This is a genomic window from Aeromonas finlandensis (assembly GCF_000764645.1).
GTDB lineage: Bacteria > Pseudomonadota > Gammaproteobacteria > Enterobacterales > Aeromonadaceae > Aeromonas > Aeromonas finlandensis.
Genome location: NZ_JRGK01000269.1, coordinates 1 through 22,906 on the forward strand (window position 1 = coordinate 1; position 22,906 = coordinate 22,906).

The following is a 22,906-nucleotide window of genomic DNA, read 5'->3' on the forward strand; positions in this document are numbered from 1 at the left end:
CGAGGAGGAAGATTACTTGTGCTTCAACCAGATGCTGGTGGAGACGGTGATGGATCACGGCTTGAGTCGGTAAACGGGCTTTTTCTGGCGAGATGAAAGGGGGGGGATTCCCCCCCTAATAGCAACTATTCGTAGACTGCTGTTGCGGTCAGCAACTGGTCTGCAAAGGTAAAAATCTCATCTATCGAGGAAATAGGGTGTCTGGTCTCTTTCTTGTCGGCATCGAATAAACCGATATATTTCTGCTTCGCATTAAAATGCAACCGGCATAACGGCTTGCGATTATTATCGTCGAGGAGAATACCAAAATAGCTTTGGGTATCTCTTGCCGCGATTCTTGTTACATCAAATCGCTGTCTCAGAATTGCCTTGACGACATTAAAGCCTTCCATCTCTTCAATCGTTGTATCGACCTTTGATTTTTCCTCACTACTGCCTTCGGCATTATTGTTATCACTGGATGGATCACTATCAAATGCCGGTTGGATAGTTGAGGAGCTGACACTGCTACCAATCGCAGATTTCAATCTGGCATTGATGCTGTCATTCAGGAATTGGCTAAGTGCCTTCTTGGTGATGTCGGTAAAGGACTGTTTGACCTTTGCAGTCAGCACACCGTCATAGATTCTGGATGCAAAGAACTTAACAAAGTCTTCTTCCGGTGAGCCAAATTGTTCGGCTAGCAACTTTTTGATCTGGCTGAGGTACTTCAGTTCGCCAGCCGCATCGACAACTGAATCAACATCGAAAGAGGTTTTGGTTAGTTTTAATACCTCGGGCACTATGTGTTCATCTATGTCTTCCAGATCGAGCGTCAAAAATGGTTTTTCGTCCATTTTGTTTGGCGCATCAAGATCTGTGTAGAACTCATATTGTGCCCCATTGGTCAGAATGCCGATTCGAGCATTGGTAACTGAAAAATAGCGAAAGAGTTGACCAGAATGCTTGGCCGAGAGCTTTTCACTGTATTTTTTGCACTCAACCAGGATTTGTACTTGGCCATCTTTGAGAATGGCGTAGTCAACCTTTTCCCCTTTTTTGATGCCTGTATCTGCGGTGAATTCCGGAATCACCTCCGTAGGATCAAACACATCATAGCCAAGTACACGATTGAGAAATGGCATGACAAAAGCGTTCTTGGTTGCTTCTTCGGTGGTGATCATCGATGACTGTTGCGCAATCTTTTTGGCGAGACTCTGTAGCTGCTCTGAAAAATCCATTGTTTCCTCTCTGCGCTGGGACTGGAATTGTTTAGTTGATATTCACCCGTCATATCTGGCCAAAATCAGGTGAGGTCATAGATACGGCTTATCTCTGCGTATATTCAGCAAAGTGCCATACGATTCCAAGGTTGGTATGCCTGAAACAGGATCCAGCTCACCGCTATTGAGTGTTGTGTGAATAAAATATGAGCTTGTAGCTGATGTTTATATTAGAAAGGGGCGCCCAAGCGCCCCTTGCTTATTGAACCAGCAGTGGGTTATCTCACTCCCCCAGCAGCTTGCGCCAGACGTCGAGCACATGGCTGCGCTCGTTTTGCAACTGATCGTCGCTCACCTTGCGGGAGATCTCCGAGAGGTTGAGGCGATGGCCGAGGTTGCGGATCTCCAGATAGGCCTGTTTCAGCCCCTCCGCCTGCTCCAGGGTCAGTACTCCTGCCATCACGCACTCGTCGAAGATGCGCACGTTATCGGACCAGCGAGTGAGGGCATCGGGTTCGCCGCAGGCGTGGGCCAGCACCAGATACTGGGCGATAAACTCGATATCCACCATGCCGCCGGGGGACTGCTTGAGGTCGAACTCCCCTGCGCCCGCTTTGAGCAGGTGATCCCGCATCTTGTGGCGCATCTCGCGCACCTCGCGGGCCAGAGTTGGCAGATCCCGTTCCTTGGCCAGCACATCGCGGCGGATGCGGGCAAACTCGGCAACGATGGCATCATCGCCATAGATGGGGCGAGCCCGTACCAGCGCCTGATGCTCCCAGGTCCACGCCTCGTTTTGCTGGTACTGCTCGTAGGCCGACAGCGACGACACCAGCAGGCCGGAGTCGCCGGAGGGACGCAGCCGCATATCGATCTCGTAGAGGATGCCGGAGGGGGTGCGGGTGCTGAACAGATGCAGGATCCGCTGGGCGAGGCGCAGGTAGAACTGACGGCTGTCGATGGGCTTGCGCCCGTCGGTGTAGCTGTTGGGGTCACCGCCGTGCAGGAACACCAAGTCGAGATCCGAGCCGTAACCGAGTTCGATGCCGCCCAGCTTGCCATAGGCCACCACCGCAAAGCCCCGCTGGCCGCTCAGCGCCACTTCGGGTGGCACCCCGTAGCGCTCGCTCATCTGGGCCCAGGCCTGATTGACCACCTCTTCGGTGATCGCCTCCGCCAGCCAGGTGAGGTGGTCGCTTACCTTCATCAGCGGCAGGGCGCCAGCGATATCGGCCGCCACGATGCGCAGCAGCTGCACCTGCTTGAACTGGCGCAGCGCCTCCATCTGCTGCTCCACATCCTCTTCGGGGATGCGCAGCAGGAACTGGCGCAGCTGGGGCTTGTACTGATCGAGCGGGGTGGGGTGGTAGAGGTGCTGGGGATCGAGCAGCTCGTCCAGCAGGATGGGGTAGCGGGCCAGCTGCTCGCTCACCAGATGGCTGGCGTCACACAGCCGCACCAGCTGGCGCAGGGCGCCCGGGTTCTCCGCCAGCAGTTGCAGATAGGCGCTGCGGGTGAAGATGCGGGTCAGCAGCTCGCACACCCGCTCGAACAGGCGGGCGGGTTGCTCACTGGCGACCACCAGTCGCAGCAGCTCCGGCATCAGCCAATCCAGCGCGATACGCCCCTGCGGCCCTACCTGACGGCGCTTGTACTCCTCCTTGAAACGCAGCAGGGCGGCGCAGAGCGGGGCGGGCTCGGCCACCCCCTGCGCGGTCAGCAATTTTTCCAGCTCGGCGGCATCGAGCTCGGTGCGCCAGAGATCCAGCCAGAGCTGCTCCAGATGGGCGGGGGCCTCTTTCTCTTCCCCCACCACGGCGGCGAACTCTTGGTGGACGGCGGCCATCTCCTCATCGAGATGAGCCATAAAGGCGCCCCAGTCGGCAAAACCCAGAGCAGCGATCAGCCGCTGGCGATCCCGCTCCTCGGTGGGCAGGGTCTGGGTCTGTTGATCGCCGATCTCCTGCAGGATGTTCTCCACTCGGCGCAGGAAGCGATAGGCCGCCAGCAGGCGGTCGCAATGGGCGGATTCGAGGGCGCCGCACTGGGCGATGGCGGCCAGCGCCTCCGGCAGGTGACGCACCCGCAGCGCCGGTTCGCGCCCGCCGCGAATAAGCTGCAGCGCCTGGGCGATAAACTCCACCTCGCGGATGCCGCCAGCCCCCAGTTTGATGTTGCCCTCAAGCCCCTTGCGGCGCACCTCGGCGGCGATCATCGCCTTCATCTGACGCAGGCCGTCGATAACGCCGAAGTCGATATAGCGGCGAAACACGAAGGGGCGCAGCATCTCTGCCAGCTCCACCGCGTGTTCGCACTGGGGGCCCAGCACCCGTGCCTTGACCATGGCGTAACGTTCCCAGTTGCGGCCGTGGTGCTGGTAGTAATCCTCCATGGCGGCAAAGGAGATGGCGAGCGGCCCCGCATCGCCAAAGGGACGCAGTCGCATGTCGACCCGGAACACCTGACCATCCTGAGTGGGCTGGTGGAGGGCGTTGATGATGCGCTGGCCCAGCTTGATGAAGAAGGGCTGGTTGGCCAGCTCGCGCCGCCCGCCGACCGTGTAGCCGTTCTCGGGGAAGGTGAAGATAAGGTCGATGTCCGAGGAGAAGTTGAGTTCGCCGCCGCCAAGCTTGCCCATGCCGAGAATGAGCAGTGGCTGCGGATTGCCGTCGCCGTCCATCGGGGTGCCCAGCTCGCCACACTGTTTGGTGTAGAGCCAGTCGCGAGCAGAGCAGATGAGGGCATCCGCCAGCTTGGTGAGGTGGATAAAGCTCTCTTCTACTGCCGCATGGCCCAGCAGCTCGCGCCAGGCGATCACCAGCATACGGCTGCGGCGGAACTGGCGCAGAATGCGCTTGAGCGCCTCTTCATCACTCACCTCGGCGAGCAGGGAGGTGAGGTCACTCTGGTAGGCGGGCCAGCGCTCGGCCCGTTCGAGATCCCCTGAGACGAGCAACTCGGTCAGCAACTCCGGCTGTTTGAAGAGAGAATCGGCGACAAAATCGGAGAGGCCAAGCAGGGTCAGCAGGGTGTGGCGAACCGATTCGGGCTGGTTGCCATAGTCGGGGGCCAGTTCGACCAGCCGTTGCCACTGGCGCTCGGCCTGATCTTGCAGCAAGGGCGGGAAAGCGGTGAGTGATGGGGAGATTGATGCGCAGAGAGAAGCAAAATGCTGGGCCACGGTTGCCGTCCTTGTGGTTCACGACAGGGGGTTAACGACACGGGGTTAACGAAACTGCCGGTTCAAAATGGTGGCTGCCAATCTAGCACTGTCAGGCCCCCGCGTCACAGCGCAGGGGCGAGAAGCATGATCCGGCGGGAATTATCGGCGGTCACTCATTCAGGTGCGCTGGTAGATGGTGGGGTGGTAGATCTCCATCAGACTGCCCGGGTTGGCGGGCGGCGCAAAGCCAAAACCGGCATAGAGGCCGTGGGCATCGGAGGTGGCGAGGGCGAGACGCCGCAATCCCTGCAACTCGGGATGGTCGACAATAGCCGCCATCAGCGCCTTGCTGTAGCCGCGGCCGCGATACTCTGGCAGCACGAATACATCCGCCAGATAGCCGAAGGTGGCCTTGTCGGTGATGACACGGGCGAAGGCGACCTGCTGACCGTCGACATAGCCGCCAACGCAGAGGGAGTGGTTGATGGCCCGCACCACAGTGCTGTGGGGAATACCCCGGCACCAGTAGGCCTCTTCCGATAAAAAGCGGTGGATCAGCGGCACATCGAGCCGCCCCTTGTCGTCACTGATCTCGAATTCAAACTGCTCTTCTCTGTTCTGCATCCTGGCTCCTTGCTGGATGGTGATGGATATTTTCGGGCTATCGACTGCCATGTTAACAGTTTTGCCTGACGGGGTGAGCGTTACGCAGCCACCCTTTTTAAGCCCCGGTTATAAAAATGGGCCCCCGATATCGGAGGCCCATTTTATTGGTGGAACAGCGGCTTAGTGGCTGTCGACCCAGACGAACTTGAGGACGAACAGCAGGGCCACCACCAGCACGCAGGGGTTGATTTCGCGCCAGCGGCCGGTGCCTGCCTTCATCACGCAGTAGGAGATGAAGCCGACGGCGATCCCCTCGGTGATGGAGAAGCTGAACGGCATCATCACTGCGGTCATAAAGGCCGGGACCGCTTCGGTCAGGTCTTCCCACTTGACCCGGGTCAGCTCGGAGCACATCAGCACACCCACATAGATGAGGGCGCCAGCGGCGGCGTAGGCTGGCACCATGGCGGCAACCGGGGAGAAGAAGATCGCCAGCAGGAACAGGATGCCCGCGATGATGGCGGTCAGACCGGTGCGACCGCCGACGGCGACGCCGGAGCTGCTTTCGATAAAGGCGGTGACCGAGGAGGTGCCCATGAAAGCGCCGCCGACCGAGCTGACGCTATCGACCATCAGCGCCTGCTTCATGCGCGGGAAGTGGCCGCGATCATCGGCCAGCTTGGCGCGGTTAGTGACGCCAATCAGAGTGCCGGAGGAGTCGAACAGGTTGACCAGCATAAAGGAGAAGATGATCCCGGCGAGGCTGATGTCGAGCGATCCCATCAGATCCAGCTGGCCGAATACCGGCTCGATGCTGGGGGGCATGGAGACAAAGCCCTTGAAGGTGACATCGCCAAACAGCCAGCCCAGACCCGTGGTGACCACGATGGCGATCAGCACGGCGGAGTGCACGCCGCGGGCGGAGAAGATGCAGATCAGGAAGAAACCGAGCAGACCCAGCAGGCAGGGCAGGGAGGTGAGGTTGCCCACGGTCACCATGGTGGCCGGGCTCGCGACCACGATACCGGCGTTGTGCAGGCCGAGCAGGGCGATGAGCAGACCGATACCGGCGGTGATGCCAACCCGCAGGGTGAGCGGGATGTTGCCGATCAGCCAGTAGCGCACCCGCAGCAGGGTGAGGATCAACAGACCCATGGCGCCCCAGAAGATGGTGCCCATACCCACTTGCCAGGAGTAACCCATGCCTGCGACCACCACGAAGGCGAAGAAGGCGTTGAGGCCCATGGCGGGGGCCAGCGCGATCGGCAGGTTGGCCAACAGGCCCATCAGGATGCTGCCGATACCGGCGATGAGGCAGGTGGTGACGAACACGGCCTGGGTGTCCATGCCCGCAGCAGAGAGGATCTGCGGGTTGACGAACACGATGTAGACCATGGTCAGGAAGGTGGTGATACCGGCGATCACTTCGGTGCGGGCGGTAGTGCCATGGCCTTGCAGGGCAAACAGGCGCTCAAGCAATCCTTGCCCGGCGGCCTGATTGGCAGCTTGGTGTTGTTGATTCATGTTGGATTCCAATAGGTGACGTGAAATAAGCAGCAGGGGAACGGGCTATCCCATCCATGCGGGGTAAATTGCCCTGTTTCTGGCGGTTAAGTAACCAGACTCGTCCTGATACCGTGACAGCGCGCACATTTTTACACAGGCGGCGCCGTTTACAAACCCTGGATCTGCGAAGCAGATCAATGAATAGAGCAAAAATTCAAACGTTTGCTTTTTGACCATGAAAAAAGGTTCTCATAGGAGAACCTTTTTTCGAAAAGAAGAGATTTAAAGTGTCTTGAAGTAACGCTCGACCAGCTGGGCCAGCACCGAGTCGAGTCGGTCTTGAACCTCACCCAGTTCGCGCCCGAAACGGCGCAGAAAGAGGCTGGCCTGCTCTTCGGTCAGCTTGCGCCCCTCGATAAAGAACTCCTGCTCCGGCAGCTGTTTGTCGTAGCGGGGGATCAGCACCCAGCTCACCAGCTCGGGCTCCACGGCGGCAAACATCTTGGCGGCAGCGGCACAGAAGGTCTCTATGTGCTCCTTGCCATCCGGTCCGAGGCAACCCGGTTCAACCCGGATCTGGATGGTGAGTTTTTTCTCAATGGGGGTCGTCATCATGCTACATCCATGCAAAGGCATCCGTCTTGGATTGTAAGTCAAAAGGCAACAGAAAGGGGAGCCGAAGCTCCCCTCAACACGACGCAGTCAGCCTTATTTGGTGATGCGTTTGTATTTGGCGCGATGGGGCTGGATCGCCTCGGCGCCGTAGGTCTTCTTCTTCCACTCTTCGTATTCGGTAAAGTTACCTTCGAAGAACTCGATCTTGCCCTCATCCTGATAATCCAGGATGTGAGTGGCGATACGGTCGAGGAACCAACGGTCGTGGGAGATGACCATGGCGCAACCCGGGAACTCCAGCAGGGCGTTCTCGAGGGCGCGCAGGGTTTCGATATCCAGATCGTTGGTCGGTTCATCCAGCAGCAGTACGTTGCCGCCGGTCTGCAGCAGCTTGGCCAGGTGCAGACGACCGCGCTCACCACCGGAGAGTTCGCCAACCCGCTTCTGCTGGTCGGAACCTTTGAAGTTGAAGCGGCCGATATAGGCGCGGCTCGGGAACTCGTAGTTGCCGATGCGCAGGATATCCTGACCGTCAGCGACCTCTTCGAATACCGTCTTCTTGTCATCCATGCTGTCGCGGAACTGATCGACAGAGGCGAGCACCACGGTTTCACCCAGGGTGATGGCGCCGGAATCCGGCTGCTCCTGACCCGACATCATGCGGAACAGGGTCGACTTACCGGCACCGTTCGGGCCGATGATGCCCACGATGGCCCCCTTCGGAATGGCAAACGACAGATCGTCGATCAGCACCCGATCACCATAGGATTTGCGCAGGTTGGCCACTTCCACCACCTTGTCGCCGAGGCGCGGTCCGGGCGGAATGAACAGCTCGTTGGTCTCGTTGCGCTTCTGGTAGTCGTTGGTGTTGAGCTCTTCGAAGCGAGCCATACGGGCCTTGGACTTGGCCTGACGCCCTTTCGGGTTTTGACGAACCCACTCCAGCTCTTTCTCGATGGACTTGCGACGGGCTGCTTCGGAACTTGCTTCCTGCGCCAGACGGGCGTCCTTCTGCTCCAGCCAGGAGGAGTAGTTGCCTTCCCACGGGATACCTTCGCCGCGGTCCAGCTCCAGGATCCAGCCTGCCACGTTGTCGAGGAAGTAACGGTCGTGGGTGATGGCCACAACAGTCCCTTCGTAGTCGTGCAGGAAGCGCTCCAGCCAGGCCACGGATTCCGCATCCAGGTGGTTGGTCGGTTCGTCCAGCAGCAGCATGTCCGGCTTTTCCAGCAGCAGACGGCACAGCGCCACACGGCGACGCTCACCACCGGAGAGGTGCTTGATCTTGGCATCCCAGGCTGGCAGGCGCAGGGCATCGGCCGCACGCTCCAGCTGGTTCTCCATGTTGTGGCCACCCTGGGCCTGGATGATGGCTTCCAGCTCGCCCTGTTCGCGGGCCAGCTTGTCAAAGTCGGCATCCGGATCGGCGTAGGCGGCATAGACCTCGTCGAGACGGGCCATGGCGCGTTTCACGTCGCCAACGGCCTCTTCGACCGCTTCGCGCACGGTCTGCTCCGGATCCAGCTTCGGCTCCTGGGGCAGGTAGCCGATCTTGATGCCGGGCTGCGGACGGGCTTCCCCTTCGATCTCGGTATCGATGCCCGCCATGATGCGCAGCAGGGTGGATTTACCGGCACCGTTGAGACCCAGTACGCCGATCTTGGCGCCCGGGAAGAAGCTCAAGGAGATGTTCTTGAGGATATGACGCTTGGGCGGCACGACCTTGCCGACCCTGTTCATGGTGTAAATAAATTGAGCCATTGGCTAATTCTCTTCCTTTTCAGCAGGTTAATGTCTTGGCACTAACAGACTGATGTCGTGGTGGGGCCAGGTCGACACGCCGTCAACCCGGTTCCAAAAAACCCGTCGATTGTAAACCAATGGACAGGGGTGGGCAAAGGCAGCGCCCGGTTGGCGCCCCCCTTTGCCACCGCGGTCACGTCTTGCTGCATCAGCCGTGCAATTTGGGCATGATGTGGGCTGCTGTTTTGTCCCGGAGCCCTCATGATCCCATCCCCTCAAGCCCCCTCACTGGCCGCCTTTCTCTGCACAATGGGGTTGGACGCCGCGCTGAGCGAAGCCATCAGCCTGCGCTTGCCACGGCAGACGTTGCGCGCCGGTCAGACACTGTTGGCGCAAGGGGCCGAGCAGGAGGCGGCTTTCTATATCGAAGCGGGCATCGCCCGTGCCTGCCACTACACCCGGGACGGGCAGGAGCGCTGCAAGGAGTTCTACTTCGAAGGGGAGCTCTGCCTGCTCTATGACAGCTGGCTCACGGGGTCGCCCGCCCGCTACCAGCTGGAGGCGCTGACGGAGCTGCAGGTGGTGCGGGTGCCGATCGTCCTGCTGGATGAGCCCGTCTGGCAGCAGGTCTGTATGGCTCTGCTACGCCAGCAGCTCGGTTACAAGGAGCGCAAGGAGGCGTTTTTGCTGCTCCACTCCCCCGAGGAACGTTATCGGGAGCTCTGCCACACCTTCCCCCACTGGCCTGCGCGGCTCACTCAGGTACAGCTCGCCAACTACATCGGTATCAGCCCGGTCACCCTGTCACGGATCCGCCGCCGCATTAACACGGGTTAATGCGGCCTGTTGGTTGCCACTTCATGCTGCGCCATCCAAATGACGGACGAGGTGTGGATGATGTCGCTGTTTCTGTGGTCGCAACTGGTAGTGAGCCTGGCCTTGCTGCTCGATCTGCTGTCGTTTCAGTTACGGGATCGCCGCAGAATCTTGGCCTGTCTGGCCCTCTCCTGTGCACTCAATGCCGGTCACTTTGCCCTGCTCGGGCAGTGGTCGGCCGCCTGCCTGTTGCTGCTGGCCAGCGTACGCTTTCTGGTGAGTATCTGGCTGGTTCGGCGCATCTTGATGTGGTTTTTCATGGGGTTGGCCTGTGCGGCGGCGATGGCGACTTATCAGGGCCTGCTGTCATTGATCGGGCTGCTGGCCAGCCTGCTGCAAACCCGGGCCGCGTTTTGCCCCGACGATCGCCAACTGCGGCGCTGGATGCTGCTCGGTACCCTCTGCTGGCTTGGCAATAACCTGCTGGTGGGCTCACCGGTCGCCGCGCTGATGGAGGGGCTGTTTCTGGTCAGCAATCTGGTGGGGTATTACCGTCACTACGGGCGCAAGGAGTCTGTCTGCGGATGATTGTTGCTGACTGACTTGAGAGGCGTATGGAGGATGGCTATCTGGTTGAGGCTGGGGGGGGACAAGAGAGAGAGGCCGCCATTGCGGCGGCCTCTCTGGCACTATCAAGCCTTGTTAAAGCTGTTGATTAGCGCCTTGGCGTAGTCGATGACGAACTGCTGGCAGTGGATGGCCGTTTTCGGATCGAACTCCTCACCATGGAGATCGGTGTTGGAGAGCACCCGGATCCCGACAAAGGGGATCTTGTAGGCCTCGGCCACCAGGGCGGCGGAGGAGGTCTCCATCTCTTCGGCTGCTGTGTTATAGGTCTGGTGCAGCCAGTTGATGCGGGCCACCTGCCGATTCCACTCGTCGGCAGTGCCGATGATGCCTGCCACCACGCGACCGTGCTGATAGCGATCAGCCATGCCAAGAGCACGGCCAACTAGCTCGGGGTCGCCAGTGAACGAGCTGTGCTCCACCAGCTTGCCGTTATCGCGCAGACGCATGGTTACATCGAAGTTGTGCCATTTGCTTGGGTCAACGCCCTGTTCGGCCGGGGCCAGATCGCTGCGATAGGCTCCCATGTTGAAGCTCTTGGTGCCGATGACGATATCGCCCCGATGCAGCGCCGGATCATGGCCCCCCGAGGTGCCCTGGTTGATGATGAGGCGCGGCTTGAAACGCTCAATGGCCAGAGTGGTGGCTGCCGCCGCATTGGCCAGACCCACTTCGGTGCGGGAGATGACCACCGGATAGCCAGCCAGCGTACCTTGCCAGAAGGTCCATGCGCCGACAGTCAGCTCCTGCTTCTCTTGCAGGGCCGCGACCATGGTATCCACCTCAACGTCCATCGCCCCCTGGATCAGGATGGGGGAGGAAGCCGGGTTGGCTGCGTGTGCGAATGAGAAGGGGGCACAAAATAGTGCGATCAGACACACCAACCGTTTAAAGAAATTCATGTTTCACCTGTCAGGGCTGCGGGAAAGCGCCGGATTCTACTTGCAGGCAAACGATTGCGCAAATCATTAATTGTTTTGTGGATAGGGCGGTTTGTCTGGATTCAGTCCTGCTGAACGGGGTCAGGGCTGCTTGTGTCCTGCGAAGTAGAGCACCCGTTTTACATACTCCCGGGTCTCGTCATAGGGCGGGATGCCGCCATAGCGCTCAACCGCCTTCTCACCTGCGTTGTAGGCGGCGGAGATCAGCACCCAATTGCCATCGAAACGGCGATCGAGCCACTTGAGGTAGCTGACCCCACCTTTGATATTTTGTGCCGGATCAAATGGTCGGGTGACGCCAAAGCGCTGCTGGGTTTCGGGGATCAGTTGCATCACCCCTTGCGCATTTTTGGGGGATACGGCGCCGCTCTCAAGGTTGGACTCCGCAATGGCGATGGCCAGCACCAGCCGGACATCGACCTGATGGCGTTTGGCTGCGTGGCGCAACATGGTGGCCAGTTTCTGCTTGCCCGGTGCCTGGCGCGCCAGATAGGCCTCGAGATTGAATGGTGTGCTGGGCAGGGCAAAGTAGCTTCCCTGTCCGCCGCGGGCGCCGATGCCGCACTGATCTCCCATGGGGGCATTGCCGACGCGGGCGTTGTAGTAACGGGCTGCCTGCTGGTTGCCAAGGCGCATCGCCATGGCGAGGTAGCTGTTGGCCATTCTGGCGCTGCGCACCGAGGCGGGGCCGGTGGCGAGCAGGCGGCCGATCCGGAAGTACCCTTCGGGGTTGCCGGTGCTGGCTGCGACACAGTAGAGGGCGATGGCCCTTTGCAGATTACCGTTTTGCTGGGCCGCCTGACCTTGCTTGATCGCCGTCAACGCCTTGGGGGCTTGTCTGAAATCCCTGCCTTGTGCCATCGCCCGCGGCGTACCTGCCAGTAACAACGACAAAAAAAGCAGCAAAAACAGTCCGTTTTCGCTGATGTTCCTCATGGGGTATCTCCTGTTTGAGTAGAGAAGATATAGAGGAACATGGCTGCCATCGCCACGAAACCAGTGGATCCTGTTGTTATAGCCCGAGGATTTCAGAGAGCAAAATGGTATGGAACTAATGGCGAACGAGCCGTTTATCGAGGCTTTTCTGTCGCTTAGAAGTCGTGGTGGTACTCCTGCTTATCGGCGTTGGCGTCGGGGAGGTCGCGGTAGAATTGGCCAATTTCGCTGGCAACCCAGAGCGAAAGCAGGGCCAGCAGGCTGAGCAGGGGAAGCAGAGAGTGGCTCTGTTGCAGGGCATAGGCCGCGATGGCAGCACCGGTCAAAAGCAGGGTTCGGATCATGGGTGGCTCCTTGTCGTCATGGGGGTGTTGCGTGGCCACGGACAGAGCGCCTGGGGTCGGGAGTGTCTCCCGGGTGGCACGAAGCGCGCTGAGTATATCGCGCGGCGCCGCCGCCGATCCGTGGTGTCATCACACTTTCCATAGTCATGGGTGTTGTATCGAGTAGGGCCCCGCCAGATACGGGGCCTGTGGTCGGGTGACGGTCAGAAGAAACCGCCGTTGTTATCGTCGCTGTCGTCCCAGCCGCCCTGGCTGTCGTCATCGAGAAAGCTGCTGCTGGCATCGGGGGGCGAATCCCAGCCATTCCAGCTGACCGGCTCTGGGTCGACCGGGTTGGCAATGGGCGCCGGTTCGATGATGTCGATGATCTCCTCGGGTCGGTTGCTGTGAAACAGCCCGCCGATCATGTCTGCCAGCATCACGCCACCGGCCACACCGGCGGCGGTTTGCAGGGCGCCGCCCAAAAAGGAGCTGGCACGGGACGCAGGTTGGGCAAGGGCAGTTGCCGGTGGCGGCGTAAAGCGTGGGGGTGGGCTGCTCTCGCTGCCAAACAGGCCGGAGAGGAAACTGCCGCCGCTCGGAGCGCTCTGGCTGGCCTCCAGCTCCTTGACTCGCTCGTTGAGACGGGTGAGGGCGGCCTGCTGGATCAGCAGGGCCTGGGCCATGTAGTAGGGGGCATCGGGCTGCTCTGCCAGATGCTGCCGGATCAGCTGATCCGCTTGTTGGTCTCGCTTGCTATCCCTGGCTTGCGCTTGCTTGAGGCGGTCGAACAGTCCATCGATCAGACCCTGTTCCTGTGGTTGCATCTCAAATCCTCGCTATGGTGCGCAGACAGTGCGTTCAGCCATCCTAAAACCCATGGCAAACCAGTGATACCGGATTAACTCATCAATGACTGATGGATCTGCTCGCCTTCATCAGGGGGTTGGCCGGTAGTAGTCGAGATACCAGCGGACAAACTCGGCGACCCCCTGCTTGAGGGGCGTGGCGGGGCGCAGGCCAGTGAGGGTGTGCAGCGGTTCGCTGTCGGCCCAGGTGGCGTGCATGTCGCCTGCCTGCATCGGCAGCATCCGCTTGATGGCGGGCTTGCCGATGGCCTCCTCCAGCGCCTCGATAAAGGCGAGCAACTGTACGGGTTGGCCGTTGCCGATATTGAGGATGCGGTAGGGGGCCGCGCTCTCGGCCGCGCTCTCGGCCGCGCTCTGCTCGCTGGCGTGCCAATCGGAATTGGGGCGGGGCGGCTGATCGGCGACGGCGAGGATCCCCGCGACGATATCGTCTATGTAGGTGAAGTCGCGGCTGAGATCACCGTTGTTATACACATCGATAGGCTCGTCCGCGAGGATGGCGCGGGTGAACTTGATGATGGCCATGTCGGGCCGACCCCAGGGGCCGTAGACGGTAAAGAAGCGCAGCCCTGTGGTGGGCAGGCCATAGAGCGCCGAATAGGCGTGGGCCATCAGCTCGCCGCTCTTTTTGGTGGCGGCATAGAGGGAGACCGGGTGATCCACCTGCTGCGCAGTGGAGTAGGGCATCTGATCCCCCATGCCATAGACCGAGCTGGAGGAGGCGTAGATGAGGTGCTGAATCCCGTGGTGACGGCAGCCTTCCAGCACCGTCAGCATGCCGGTGAGGTTGCTGTCGGCATAGGCGAACGGATTGTCGATAGAGTAACGCACCCCCGCCTGCGCCCCCAGATGGATCACCCGCTCGAAACGGTGGCTGGCAAACAGGGTCGCCATCGCTTCGCGATCCGCCAGATCTAGCCGCTCGAAGTGAAAATCGGGGAAACTGGCCAGCTGTGCCAGCCGTGCCTCCTTGAGGCTCACCTCGTAGTAGTCGTTGAGGTTGTCTATGCCCACCACCTGATGGCCTGCGGCGCAGAGCTGGCTGGCTACATGAAAACCGATAAAACCGGCGACGCCGGTGACCAGATAGATCATGGTTGGGTCTCCGGATTGCAGTTCGCATTGGCTGGCTGCTTTTTGGCGGGTAGATGTGGTCGCCCGATGGCGTGATAGTCAAACCCGAGCTCGCTGAGCTGGCGCGGATCATAAAGGTTGCGACCATCGATGATGACGGGGCTGGCGAGCAGACTCTTCATCCGGGCAAAGTCGGGGACGCGGAAGGATTGCCACTCGGTACAGATGAGCAGGGCATCGGCCCCTTCCAGTGCCGCCTCCTGAGTGGGGCTGAGCTGCAGATCCGGCCGCTCGCCGTAAAGCTCATGGGCACGCCCCATCGCCTTGGGATCAAAGGCCTGCACCCGGCCACCGGCGGCCAGCAGCGGGCGACTCGGCGCATCGCGCATATCGTCGGTACCGGGTTTGAACGCCAGTCCCCACAGGGCGAAGGTGCGGCCACGCAGAGCCGGGCCGAAGCGGGTCAGCAGGGTTTGCGCCATCTTTTGTTGCTGGCGCTGGTTGACCTGCTCGACCGCTGCCAGCAGCGGGGCGTCGCAGCCGACACTCGCTGCGGTATGGCGCAACGACTTGATATCCTTGGGGAAGCAGGAGCCGCCATAGCCGCAGCCCGGGTAGATAAAGTGGTAGCCGATGCGGGGATCGGCCCCCATGCCCTGCCGTACCGCCTCGATATCGGCTCCCAGCTCTTCAGCGAGGGCTGCCATCTCGTTCATAAAGGAGATCTTGGTGGCCAGCATGGCGTTGGCGGCGTATTTGGTGAGCTCGGCGCTGCGCAGATCCATCACCACGATCCGGTCGTGATTACGGTTAAAGGGGGTATAGAGGGCGCGCAGCTGCTCAAGCGCCCTTTCGCTGTCACAGCCGATGATGATGCGGTCCGGCCGCATGCAGTCGTTGACCGCCGCTCCCTCCTTGAGAAACTCGGGGTTGGCCGCCACCTCGCAGGTGAGGGCCAGCCCACGTTCGGCCAACTGCTGCTCAATGTGCTCTCGTACTTGCTGCGTTGTGCCGACCGGCACCGTGCTCTTGGTCACCACCAGCTTGGGGCGGCTCATCAGTCGGCCTATGGTGTCGGCCACCGCCAGCACATGTTGCAGATCGGCCGAGCCATCCTCGTCAGCCGGGGTGCCCACGGCGATCAGCAGCAGGTTGGCGTGTGCCACGCCAATGGCGGGATCGACCGTAAAGCTCAGGCGGCCGCTGGCCAGATGGCTCTCGACCAGCGGGGCCAGCCCCGGTTCGTAGAAGGGGATCTGCCCCTGCCTGAGGGCGGCGATCCGCTCGCCATCCACATCCACGCAGCAGACCTGATGGCCCACCTCGGCCAGAACGGCGGCCTGCACCAGCCCGACATAGCCTGTGCCAAAAATGGTGACCTTCATGAAAAGTGCCTCGTGCTGTGAATGGGGGATGGCGCGCTTAAACCGCGGCATGCTGCATCTTGGTGCAGCGGGTGTCAATGCCAGATGACAGGCACCAGAATGGGGCGTTCAGCCGGGCTGTTGTGATCCTTTTCACAAAAAATAGACTGGACCCCATAACGAAGCCCTGTAGAACAGGGCTCGCAGCCCGCCCGCAACGGCAGGCGACAGACACTCTCTCTTTACTTCGCTTGGATACAGGTTATGGACAACACCTCGATTCGCAACGCTCATCCTATTTATGAGGATGTGCTGGCCCTGCTGACGGCGGCCGGCTTTGTTTCCCTCGGCATCTTTCTGTTTCATCAGGTTGGCCTGCTCACCGGCGGGACCGCCGGGCTGGCGCTGCTGCTGCAAAAGGTGACCGGCATCAGCTTCGGCCTGCTGTTTTTCGGCATCAACCTGCCCTTCTATGCGTTGGCATGGCTGCGAATGGGGCCACGTTTTACCTTCAACACCTTCGTCTCGGTGGCGGCGGTCTCCTACATGACCGATCACCTCAACGGGGTGTTGCAGATCGGCAAGATAGAGCCCCTCTATGCGGCGCTGATCGGCGGCACCCTGATTGGCATGGGGCTGCTCATCATGTTCCGTCACAAGTCGAGTCTGGGGGGCTTCAACATTCTGGCGCTCTTCATTCAGGATCGTTTTGGCATCCGGGCGGGCAAGCTGCAGATGGGGCTCGATTGTGCCATCGTCATCGCCTCGTTTTTCGTGGTGCAACCCTGGATTCTGGCGCTCTCCATCGTGGCGGCGGTTATCTGTAATCTGGTGTTGACACTCAACCACAAGCCGGGCCGCTACCAGATTGCCTGACGGGCTCTATATCAGTGGAACAGGGAGTGCAGATTGTCATCCTTACTTGGCGAGGATAAGCCCCAATGCACTCTATAAGTAAGCAAGACGCCCTCATTCTCCAGTCGCTCCAGGATCTTGTTAAATGCCATCAGCTGGTCCTGGCTCACCACCTGTTTGTTGAACGCTATGTAGTAGTTAGCAACGTGGCTTATTTTAAGTAACTTGAGCTGGTGATTGCCGCTTTGCTCCATATAGTGGAGGGCTACATCGACATTGGAAAAATAGAACTGGTAGCGTGAGTTGCGCTGCAGTTTTTCCAGACTGCGCATCGAGTCGGTGATGTTGGTGTCAATGCGCAGCGGTTTTGCACCTTGCAACTGGAGTTGCTTATCAAGCGTTAACAGCAAGTATTCGCTGAATGAATTCTTTGTGACGCCGATCCGTGCACCGGAAAGTGCATTGAAGGTCAGGTCGGTTTGCGGATTATCTGTATGGGAAAAAAATCCCCAAGAAGTACGACTCAGTGGGCGGCTAAACCAGAGTTCTTGGCTGCGTTCTGGGTTTTTGGCCAAGGGAAACATGCCATCAACCAAGCCTTTTTGCAGCATCTTGCGAGCTCGCAGATTGGGCAACTGAATGATGTCACATCCGTCAGGCCACTCTTTGCAGGCGGCTTTCACCATTTCGGTGTATGCGCCGGTGATGTTATTGTTTTTGTCACTAAAGGTGTACGGGGGAAAATGTTGTACAACGAATCGCAGAGGTTTTGCATTCGGAGTCAGGCTGACCATGAGTGCCAATATAGCAATGAGCCTGAGCATCTTGATTCCCGCGTGTTTTGGCCATGCAGTGAGTATGGCAGTGCGGCTACGGTTCCATCACTTCTGATTTAGCATCAAGCTTGCCTTCTTCTTCGTGGTGCTCCCCTGGCACCAGACCATCGCCATCGTAGCGGCGGTTATCTGTAATCTGGTGTTGACACTCAACCACAAGCCGGGCCGCTACCAGATTGCCTGATGAGCGGCGGCTGTGACTCGATAAGACAAGCGTGACCCGATAGCACGAGGCGGCCTGATGGCCGCCTCGTCTGTTTTTACCCTGATGCTTGAACGCTTCGTCTAGCTCGCCTGTTCCAGCCTGCTGTCGTCGCTCATAGCGTTGCCACTGATGGAGCTACCGCTGATAGCGTGACCACCAACGGCGAGCGGGGTGTGGCAGGCCACTTGATGATGGGCCTCATCGCACACCTCAAGCCTCGGTACCTTGCTCTTGCACAGCTCGGTCGCATGGGGGCAGCGCTGGTGGAAGTGGCAGCCGCTCGGCGGCGAGATGGGGGAGGGCACATCGCCAGTCAGCAGAATGCGCTGGCTGCGCCGCCGTGGGTCCGGCACCGGAATGGCCGAGATCAGCGCCTGGGTATAGGGATGGCGCGGCGCCAGATAGAGCGACTGGGCATCCGCCAGTTCGACGATCCGTCCCAGATACATCACTGCAATCCGATCCGAGATGTGTTTGACCACCGACAGATCGTGGGCGATGAAGATGATGGAGAGGTTCATCTCCCGCTGCAGGCTGAGCAGCAGGTTGACGATTTGGGACTGCACCGAGACATCGAGGGCCGAGACTGCCTCGTCGCACACCAGCAGCTTGGGCTTGAGGGCGATGGCGCGGGCGATGCCGATCCGCTGGCGCTGACCGCCGGAAAACTCGTGGGGGTAGCGATCCACTGCGCTGCCCGGCAGGCCCACTTTTGCCAGCAACTCCTGCACCCAGCCGCGGCGCTGCTCAGTGTTGCCTTTACCGTGGATGATAAAGGGCTCCTCCAAAATCTGGCCCACTGTGTGGCGGCTGTTGAGGGATTCTGCAGGGTCCTGAAACACCATCTGCATCTCTTGGCGCAGGGAGCGCATCTCCTTCGGGCTGAGGGCGGTGATATCGCGCCCCTCGAAGGTGATGGTGCCCGCGGTCGGCTCGAACAGCTTGAGCAGGCTGCGCCCGAGGGTGGACTTGCCGCAGCCAGATTCACCCACCAGCCCCAGCGTCTCCCCCTGTTTCAGGTCGAAGCTGATGCCATCCACCGCATGAACCGTATATTGCTTGCGCAGGAAGCCGCCTCCCAGCCGGAAGTGCTGTTTCAGATCCCTGACCGATAACAGAGTGCTCATGCGGTCAACTCCTTCCAGTAGTGACAGGCGACATGGTGGCGCGGATTGAGTTGCTCCACCGCCGGAATGGCGCTGACACAGAGATCGGTCGCGTGGGGGCAGCGGTTGGAGAAGCGGCAGCCAGCGGGCATCTCGTGCAGGGCTGGCACCTGTCCCTTGATGGTCTTGAGCAGGCTCTTGGGCTCATCCTCAAGGCGCGGGATCGAGCTCATCAGGCCGTGGGTATAGGGGTGACGGGGGTGGTCAAACAGTTCGAACACATCGGCTTGCTCTACCGCCCGCCCGGCATACATCACCACCACTTCGTCACAGAGCTCGGCCACCACCCCCAGATCGTGGGTGATAAAGATGATGGCCATCCCGGTCTGGGCCTGTAGCTCTTTCATTAGTTCGAGGATCTGGGCCTGAATGGTGACATCCAGCGCCGTGGTCGGTTCATCGCAGATGAGCAGGTCCGGCTCGCAGGAGAGCGCCATGGCGATCATCACCCGCTGGCGCATACCGCCGGAGAGGTTGTGGGGATAGACCGCAAAGCGCTGGGCCGGTTCCGGGATCCCCACCTTTTGCAGCATGGCGATGGCCGCGGCTTTGCGCTGGGCCTTGTCATACTCGGGGCGATGGAGGCGAAACACCTCCATCAGCTGCTCCCCCACCGTCTGCACCGGGTTGAGGGCCGTCATCGGCTCCTGAAAGATCATCGAGATGCGGTTGCCGCGCACCTTGTACATCTGATCCGGCGCAAGCGTGAGCAGCTCCTCCCCCTGAAAGCGGATGGAGCCAGCAACTACCTGACCGTGGGGTTTGGGCAAGAGTCCCATGATGGCCAGCGAGGTGACGCTCTTGCCGCAGCCGGACTCGCCGACGATCCCCAGAGTCTGACCCGGGGCCACCTTGAAGCTAACCCCGTCGAGCACCTTGATCTTGCCGTCATCGACGGCGAACTCCACCTCGAGATCGCGCACTTCGAGGATCGGGGGCTGGTGCTGGCCGTTATCAACGGCGAACTCCCCCCCGTTATCCGGTACGTCAAGAATGGGGGCTTGGGTGTTGGGCATAACTGCTGCTCCCTTCGCAATGGCCTGAATATCAATGACGTGCATAGGTCTTGTCGAGCAGGTTGATGGGCGCCAGCGCCTCCCCTGCCTCCTTGGCGTTGTGGGTCTCTTCCTTCACCTTTGGATCGAGCCAGAGCAGACCGCCGCTACTGTGAGGATAACCGTCCATCGGCCAGTAGAGCAGGTCCGGCGTGTTCTTGGTGGCGGGCACCTCGGGCAGCATCACATAACGCCAGCTGCTGGCTCGCACATAGTTGAGCTGCACCCCGGGCACGAAGATGGCGAGATCATAGATGCGCTGCTGGATCTGCTGGGAGAGTTTGGCTCGTTTGGCCATGTCGAATTCGACGTTGTAGGCGTCGATCAGCCCATCGAGCTCTTTGTCAGCCACGTTGAACAGGTTGTTGGTCTGCGGTTTGTTGGCGTTGGCGGAGTGGAAAAACTCCCAATATTGCGGATAGAGACCGCCGCCGCCCCAGCCGAGCCAGGCCGCTTCATGTTTTTTCTCCAGCATCACCTTGAAGCCGGTGGCGCCATCCACCAGATTGAGCTCCAGATCCAGACCCGCTTTCTTGGCCTCTTCTTTCAGCACGGTCAGTCGTTTGGAGTGCTCCTGACTGGTGTAGGTGAGCGCCAGCGTCAGCCGCTCCCCCTTCTCATTTTGCAGGATGCCGTCCGGCCCCGGCTTGTCGTAGCCGCCCTTGGCAAAGTACTCCCGTGCCTTGCCGATGTCATAAGTCCGCTCAGGCAACGTGATGTCGGTGAACTCGCCAAAGCCAGAGTCAAAGGTGGTGGCTCTGTCGTAGTCGCCGCGCAGCACGGTTTCGATCATCTTGTCGATGTTGAAGGCGTGCTGGATGCCGAGCCGCACATTCACGTCCGCCAGTTTGGGGTTGGCCACATTGAGGTGAACCCCCTGACCGCCTTGTTTGGTGTCAGTCATGGCCATCACCTTCTGGACGTACCCCTTTTTGTATTCCGGGGTGACCGCTTTTTCATGCCACCAGTTGGGCAGGAGCATATCAAAGGTATCGATCTCTCCTTTCAGGAAGTGGCGAAAAGCGATGTTGCGATCGCGGATCACCTGCACCTTGATGGTGTCGATATTGAATCTGTGCTGGTTGTAGCGATTGTCCTTTGCCCACCAATCCTGCTGCTTGCTGAAGGTGACCGACTTGCCCTTCTTGACGTCGCTGATCACATAGGGGCCGGTGGTGGGCACGACGGCCCAGTTGTACTGCTTCACCCAGTTGGGGGTCAGCTTGTAGTAGTGCTTGGGTTGGGGCCACAGCTCGGTGGTGTTGAGCAGGTCCATTTTGGCCTTGCGGTTGCCCGCCTTGACCAGAATGGTGTGGTCGTCGATCTTCTCTACCGCGACCACTTCGGTGGTGTAGTAGTTGTTGAACCAGGGCCCCTTGATGTCTTTTGATCGCATCATCTCGTAGCCGAAGGTGTAGTCATCGGCATTGACCGGTTTGCCATCCGACCATTTGGCGCGGGGATCCAGCTTGAAGTAGACAGTCTGATTGTCTGGCGCGATGGCCCAGTGGGTCGCCAGCGAGGGGATGGGGTTGCCGGTATTGGGGTGGAAGCTGATGAGCCGCAGCTGGTTATCCATGATGAAGGAGCGGAACGCTCCGTTGGAATCTGGCCCCACGGTGCGAAACGTCAGCGGAAAGCTGTCGACAAACATATTGAGGCTGCCACCCGGCAGCGCCTTGGGGGAGGCGAACACCGGATCCGTGTCGTTGGTCTCCCATTTGAGATCCGCGGGCAGGCTGGCCGCCCACACCCAGGAGCCGTTCACCAGCACAAAGAGAGCACCTATCCATTTGAGTTTATTTTTCATGTTTGACTTCCAGGTCTTGCCCCTGCACTGGGGGTCTTGATTGATAACGGGTTAATCCCTTGCTCTCGGGACCGCCAGTGGTGGCGGCCCGCCCTTCATTAATCACAGTTCGTTGCCTGGCGCATACCGACGCGGGTAGCACCGGCCTCGTTATTGGTAACGGGTAAATTTGCGCGGGTCGAACGCCTCGCGGATCGCCTCGCCGATAAAGGAGACCATGATCAGCACCAGACTCACCGCCGCCACCACCGAGCTGACGATCCAGATGGCATCCAGATTGTTGATGCCTTGGGAGAGCAGCTCCCCCCAGCTCGGGGTTGGCGGTGCCAGCCCGAAGCCCAGATAGTCGAGCGCCGTCAGGGTCGAGATATTGCCCACCACGGCGAACGGCGCCAGGGTGACGATCATCATCAGGGTGTTGGGCAGGATGTGGTTGAAGATGATCCGCCCGGTGGTCGCCCCTTGTGCCCGCGCCGCCATCACGTAGTCCCGCGCCCGCTCCTTGTAGGTGAGGGTGCGCATATACCAGGTGATCCCCATCCAGCCGAACAGCACGTTGATACCGACAAACAGGCCGAAGTTGGGCTTGGCCAGCGACACCAGGATCATGATGACGTAGAGAAACGGCACCTGAGACCAGATCTCGATAAAGCGTTGCAGGATGAGGTCAAAGCGGCCGCCAAGAAAGCCCATCAGGCAGCCGATGGTGACCCCGATGGCGTAACTGGCCGCCAGCGCGATAAAGGCAAAGCCGATGGCGATGCGAAAGCCGTAGACCAGCCGCGCCAGCACGTCGCGGCCGCTGGTGTCGGTGCCGAGGAAGTGGCGTTCAGCCAGACTGGGGGCGTAAGGGGGATAGGCATCCTCCTTGAAATCCTGCTCATAGGGGTTCCAGGGTACCGGCGGCAGCAGCACCCAGTCGCCCTGGCCCTCTGCGGCAAATTTAGCCTTGAGCTGGCGGTAGTTGGTTTCGTACTCGTAGTCGAGCCCGAACTGCTGACCGGGGATCACATCGCCATAGGTGGGGAAGTGCAGCTGGCCCTGATAGCTCACCATCAGCGCCCTGCTGTTGACCAGCAGCTCTGCCAGCAGGGAGAGCAGTACCAGCGCAGTGAAGATGATGAAGGAGTAGTAACCGCGCTTGATCGACTTGAAGCGCTTGAGTTTTTTCAAGGTAACCGGATTGAGCTTCAT

20 protein-coding genes and 1 pseudogene are annotated in these 22,906 nt (G+C 59.8%); 4 read left to right on the forward strand and 17 right to left on the reverse strand.

The genetic code is table 11. The features are described 5' to 3' along the window. Positions 1 to 125: 125 nt before the first annotated feature. The 6 genes from LD28_RS0114780 to ettA form a co-directional block, all read right to left on the reverse strand. On the reverse strand, positions 126 to 1,220 hold the full coding sequence (locus LD28_RS0114780) for a type I restriction endonuclease (RefSeq protein ID WP_033137712.1): 1,095 nt from the start codon (positions 1,218 to 1,220) through the stop codon (positions 126 to 128). A gap of 265 nt (positions 1,221 to 1,485) precedes the next feature. Continuing rightward, positions 1,486 to 4,383: a bifunctional [glutamate--ammonia ligase]-adenylyl-L-tyrosine phosphorylase/[glutamate--ammonia-ligase] adenylyltransferase gene (gene glnE / locus LD28_RS0114785; RefSeq protein ID WP_033137713.1), complete on the reverse strand. Its 2,898-nt coding sequence runs from the start codon at positions 4,381 to 4,383 to the stop codon at positions 1,486 to 1,488. Between the two features lie 159 nt (positions 4,384 to 4,542). Then, a complete protein-coding gene (locus LD28_RS0114790; protein WP_033137714.1) occupies positions 4,543 to 4,989 on the reverse strand; it encodes a GNAT family N-acetyltransferase in 447 nt (148 codons plus the stop codon). A 162-nt stretch (positions 4,990 to 5,151) separates the two neighbouring features. Continuing rightward, positions 5,152 to 6,495, reverse strand: a complete 1,344-nt coding sequence (locus LD28_RS0114795; protein WP_033137715.1) for an NCS2 family permease — start codon at positions 6,493 to 6,495, stop codon at positions 5,152 to 5,154. Between the two features lie 264 nt (positions 6,496 to 6,759). Beyond that, positions 6,760 to 7,092: a hypothetical protein gene (locus LD28_RS0114800; protein WP_033137716.1), complete on the reverse strand. Its 333-nt coding sequence runs from the start codon at positions 7,090 to 7,092 to the stop codon at positions 6,760 to 6,762. A 93-nt stretch (positions 7,093 to 7,185) separates the two neighbouring features. After that, positions 7,186 to 8,853, reverse strand: coding sequence for an energy-dependent translational throttle protein EttA (gene ettA, locus LD28_RS0114805; RefSeq protein ID WP_033137717.1), 1,668 nt, complete (start codon positions 8,851 to 8,853; stop codon positions 7,186 to 7,188). A gap of 243 nt (positions 8,854 to 9,096) precedes the next feature. Between ettA and LD28_RS0114810 the strand changes: the two genes are divergently transcribed. Next, positions 9,097 to 9,672: a Crp/Fnr family transcriptional regulator gene (locus tag LD28_RS0114810; protein ID WP_033137718.1), complete on the forward strand. Its 576-nt coding sequence runs from the start codon at positions 9,097 to 9,099 to the stop codon at positions 9,670 to 9,672. A gap of 57 nt (positions 9,673 to 9,729) precedes the next feature. Beyond that, positions 9,730 to 10,239 carry a YgjV family protein gene (locus LD28_RS0114815; RefSeq protein WP_033137719.1) on the forward strand — a complete coding sequence of 170 codons (510 nt, stop codon included), beginning with the start codon at positions 9,730 to 9,732 and terminating at the stop codon, positions 10,237 to 10,239. A 104-nt stretch (positions 10,240 to 10,343) separates the two neighbouring features. Here the strand turns inward: LD28_RS0114815 and LD28_RS0114820 are convergent, their stop codons facing one another. The 6 genes from LD28_RS0114820 to LD28_RS0114845 all read right to left on the reverse strand — a co-directional run bounded on the left by LD28_RS0114820 (position 10,344) and on the right by LD28_RS0114845 (position 15,806). Further along, positions 10,344 to 11,180, reverse strand: coding sequence for a phosphorylase family protein (locus LD28_RS0114820; RefSeq protein WP_033137720.1), 837 nt, complete (start codon positions 11,178 to 11,180; stop codon positions 10,344 to 10,346). Between the two features lie 120 nt (positions 11,181 to 11,300). Further along, positions 11,301 to 12,155 carry a lytic transglycosylase domain-containing protein gene (locus LD28_RS0114825; protein ID WP_033137721.1) on the reverse strand — a complete coding sequence of 285 codons (855 nt, stop codon included), beginning with the start codon at positions 12,153 to 12,155 and terminating at the stop codon, positions 11,301 to 11,303. A 155-nt stretch (positions 12,156 to 12,310) separates the two neighbouring features. Next, complete coding sequence (locus tag LD28_RS0114830; protein WP_033137722.1) at positions 12,311 to 12,499, reverse strand: hypothetical protein; 189 nt, start codon at positions 12,497 to 12,499, stop codon at positions 12,311 to 12,313. 203 nt (positions 12,500 to 12,702) lie between these two features. After that, positions 12,703 to 13,305, reverse strand: a complete 603-nt coding sequence (locus LD28_RS0114835; RefSeq protein WP_033137723.1) for a DUF2076 domain-containing protein — start codon at positions 13,303 to 13,305, stop codon at positions 12,703 to 12,705. Between the two features lie 111 nt (positions 13,306 to 13,416). Then, positions 13,417 to 14,442 (reverse strand): NAD-dependent epimerase, encoded by a 1,026-nt coding sequence (locus tag LD28_RS0114840; protein WP_033137724.1) that lies wholly within the window; start codon positions 14,440 to 14,442, stop codon positions 13,417 to 13,419. Next, on the reverse strand, positions 14,439 to 15,806 hold the full coding sequence (locus LD28_RS0114845; RefSeq protein ID WP_033137792.1) for a nucleotide sugar dehydrogenase: 1,368 nt from the start codon (positions 15,804 to 15,806) through the stop codon (positions 14,439 to 14,441). Before LD28_RS0114845 ends, LD28_RS0114840 begins: the two co-directional genes overlap by 4 nt. 243 nt (positions 15,807 to 16,049) lie before the next feature. On the opposite strand from LD28_RS0114845, the gene LD28_RS0114850 reads away from it, so the two are divergent. Continuing rightward, positions 16,050 to 16,661: a YitT family protein gene (locus LD28_RS0114850; RefSeq protein WP_033137725.1), complete on the forward strand. Its 612-nt coding sequence runs from the start codon at positions 16,050 to 16,052 to the stop codon at positions 16,659 to 16,661. Between the two features lie 11 nt (positions 16,662 to 16,672). On the opposite strand, the gene LD28_RS0114855 is transcribed toward LD28_RS0114850, so the two are convergent. Next, the gene (locus tag LD28_RS0114855; RefSeq protein WP_033137726.1) at positions 16,673 to 17,464 is read right to left on the reverse strand and encodes a substrate-binding periplasmic protein; all 792 of its coding nucleotides are present in this window, start codon (positions 17,462 to 17,464) and stop codon (positions 16,673 to 16,675) included. Positions 17,465 to 17,534: 70 nt separating this feature from the next. Between LD28_RS0114855 and LD28_RS23965 the strand changes: the two are divergent. After that, a pseudogene (locus tag LD28_RS23965) lies at positions 17,535 to 17,660 on the forward strand (YitT family protein); the annotation flags it as partial. 101 nt (positions 17,661 to 17,761) lie between these two features. On the opposite strand, the gene LD28_RS0114860 reads toward LD28_RS23965, so the two are convergent. The 4 genes from LD28_RS0114860 to LD28_RS0114875 form a co-directional block, all read right to left on the reverse strand. Continuing rightward, on the reverse strand, positions 17,762 to 18,808 hold the full coding sequence (locus LD28_RS0114860; protein WP_033137727.1) for an ABC transporter ATP-binding protein: 1,047 nt from the start codon (positions 18,806 to 18,808) through the stop codon (positions 17,762 to 17,764). Continuing rightward, on the reverse strand, positions 18,805 to 19,863 hold the full coding sequence (locus LD28_RS0114865; RefSeq protein WP_033137728.1) for an ABC transporter ATP-binding protein: 1,059 nt from the start codon (positions 19,861 to 19,863) through the stop codon (positions 18,805 to 18,807). The genes LD28_RS0114860 and LD28_RS0114865 overlap by 4 nt, the downstream gene beginning before the upstream one ends. Before the next feature lie 31 nt (positions 19,864 to 19,894). Beyond that, positions 19,895 to 21,712 (reverse strand): extracellular solute-binding protein, encoded by a 1,818-nt coding sequence (locus tag LD28_RS0114870; protein ID WP_033137729.1) that lies wholly within the window; start codon positions 21,710 to 21,712, stop codon positions 19,895 to 19,897. 150 nt (positions 21,713 to 21,862) lie between these two features. Then, complete coding sequence (locus LD28_RS0114875) at positions 21,863 to 22,906, reverse strand: ABC transporter permease (protein WP_033137730.1); 1,044 nt, start codon at positions 22,904 to 22,906, stop codon at positions 21,863 to 21,865.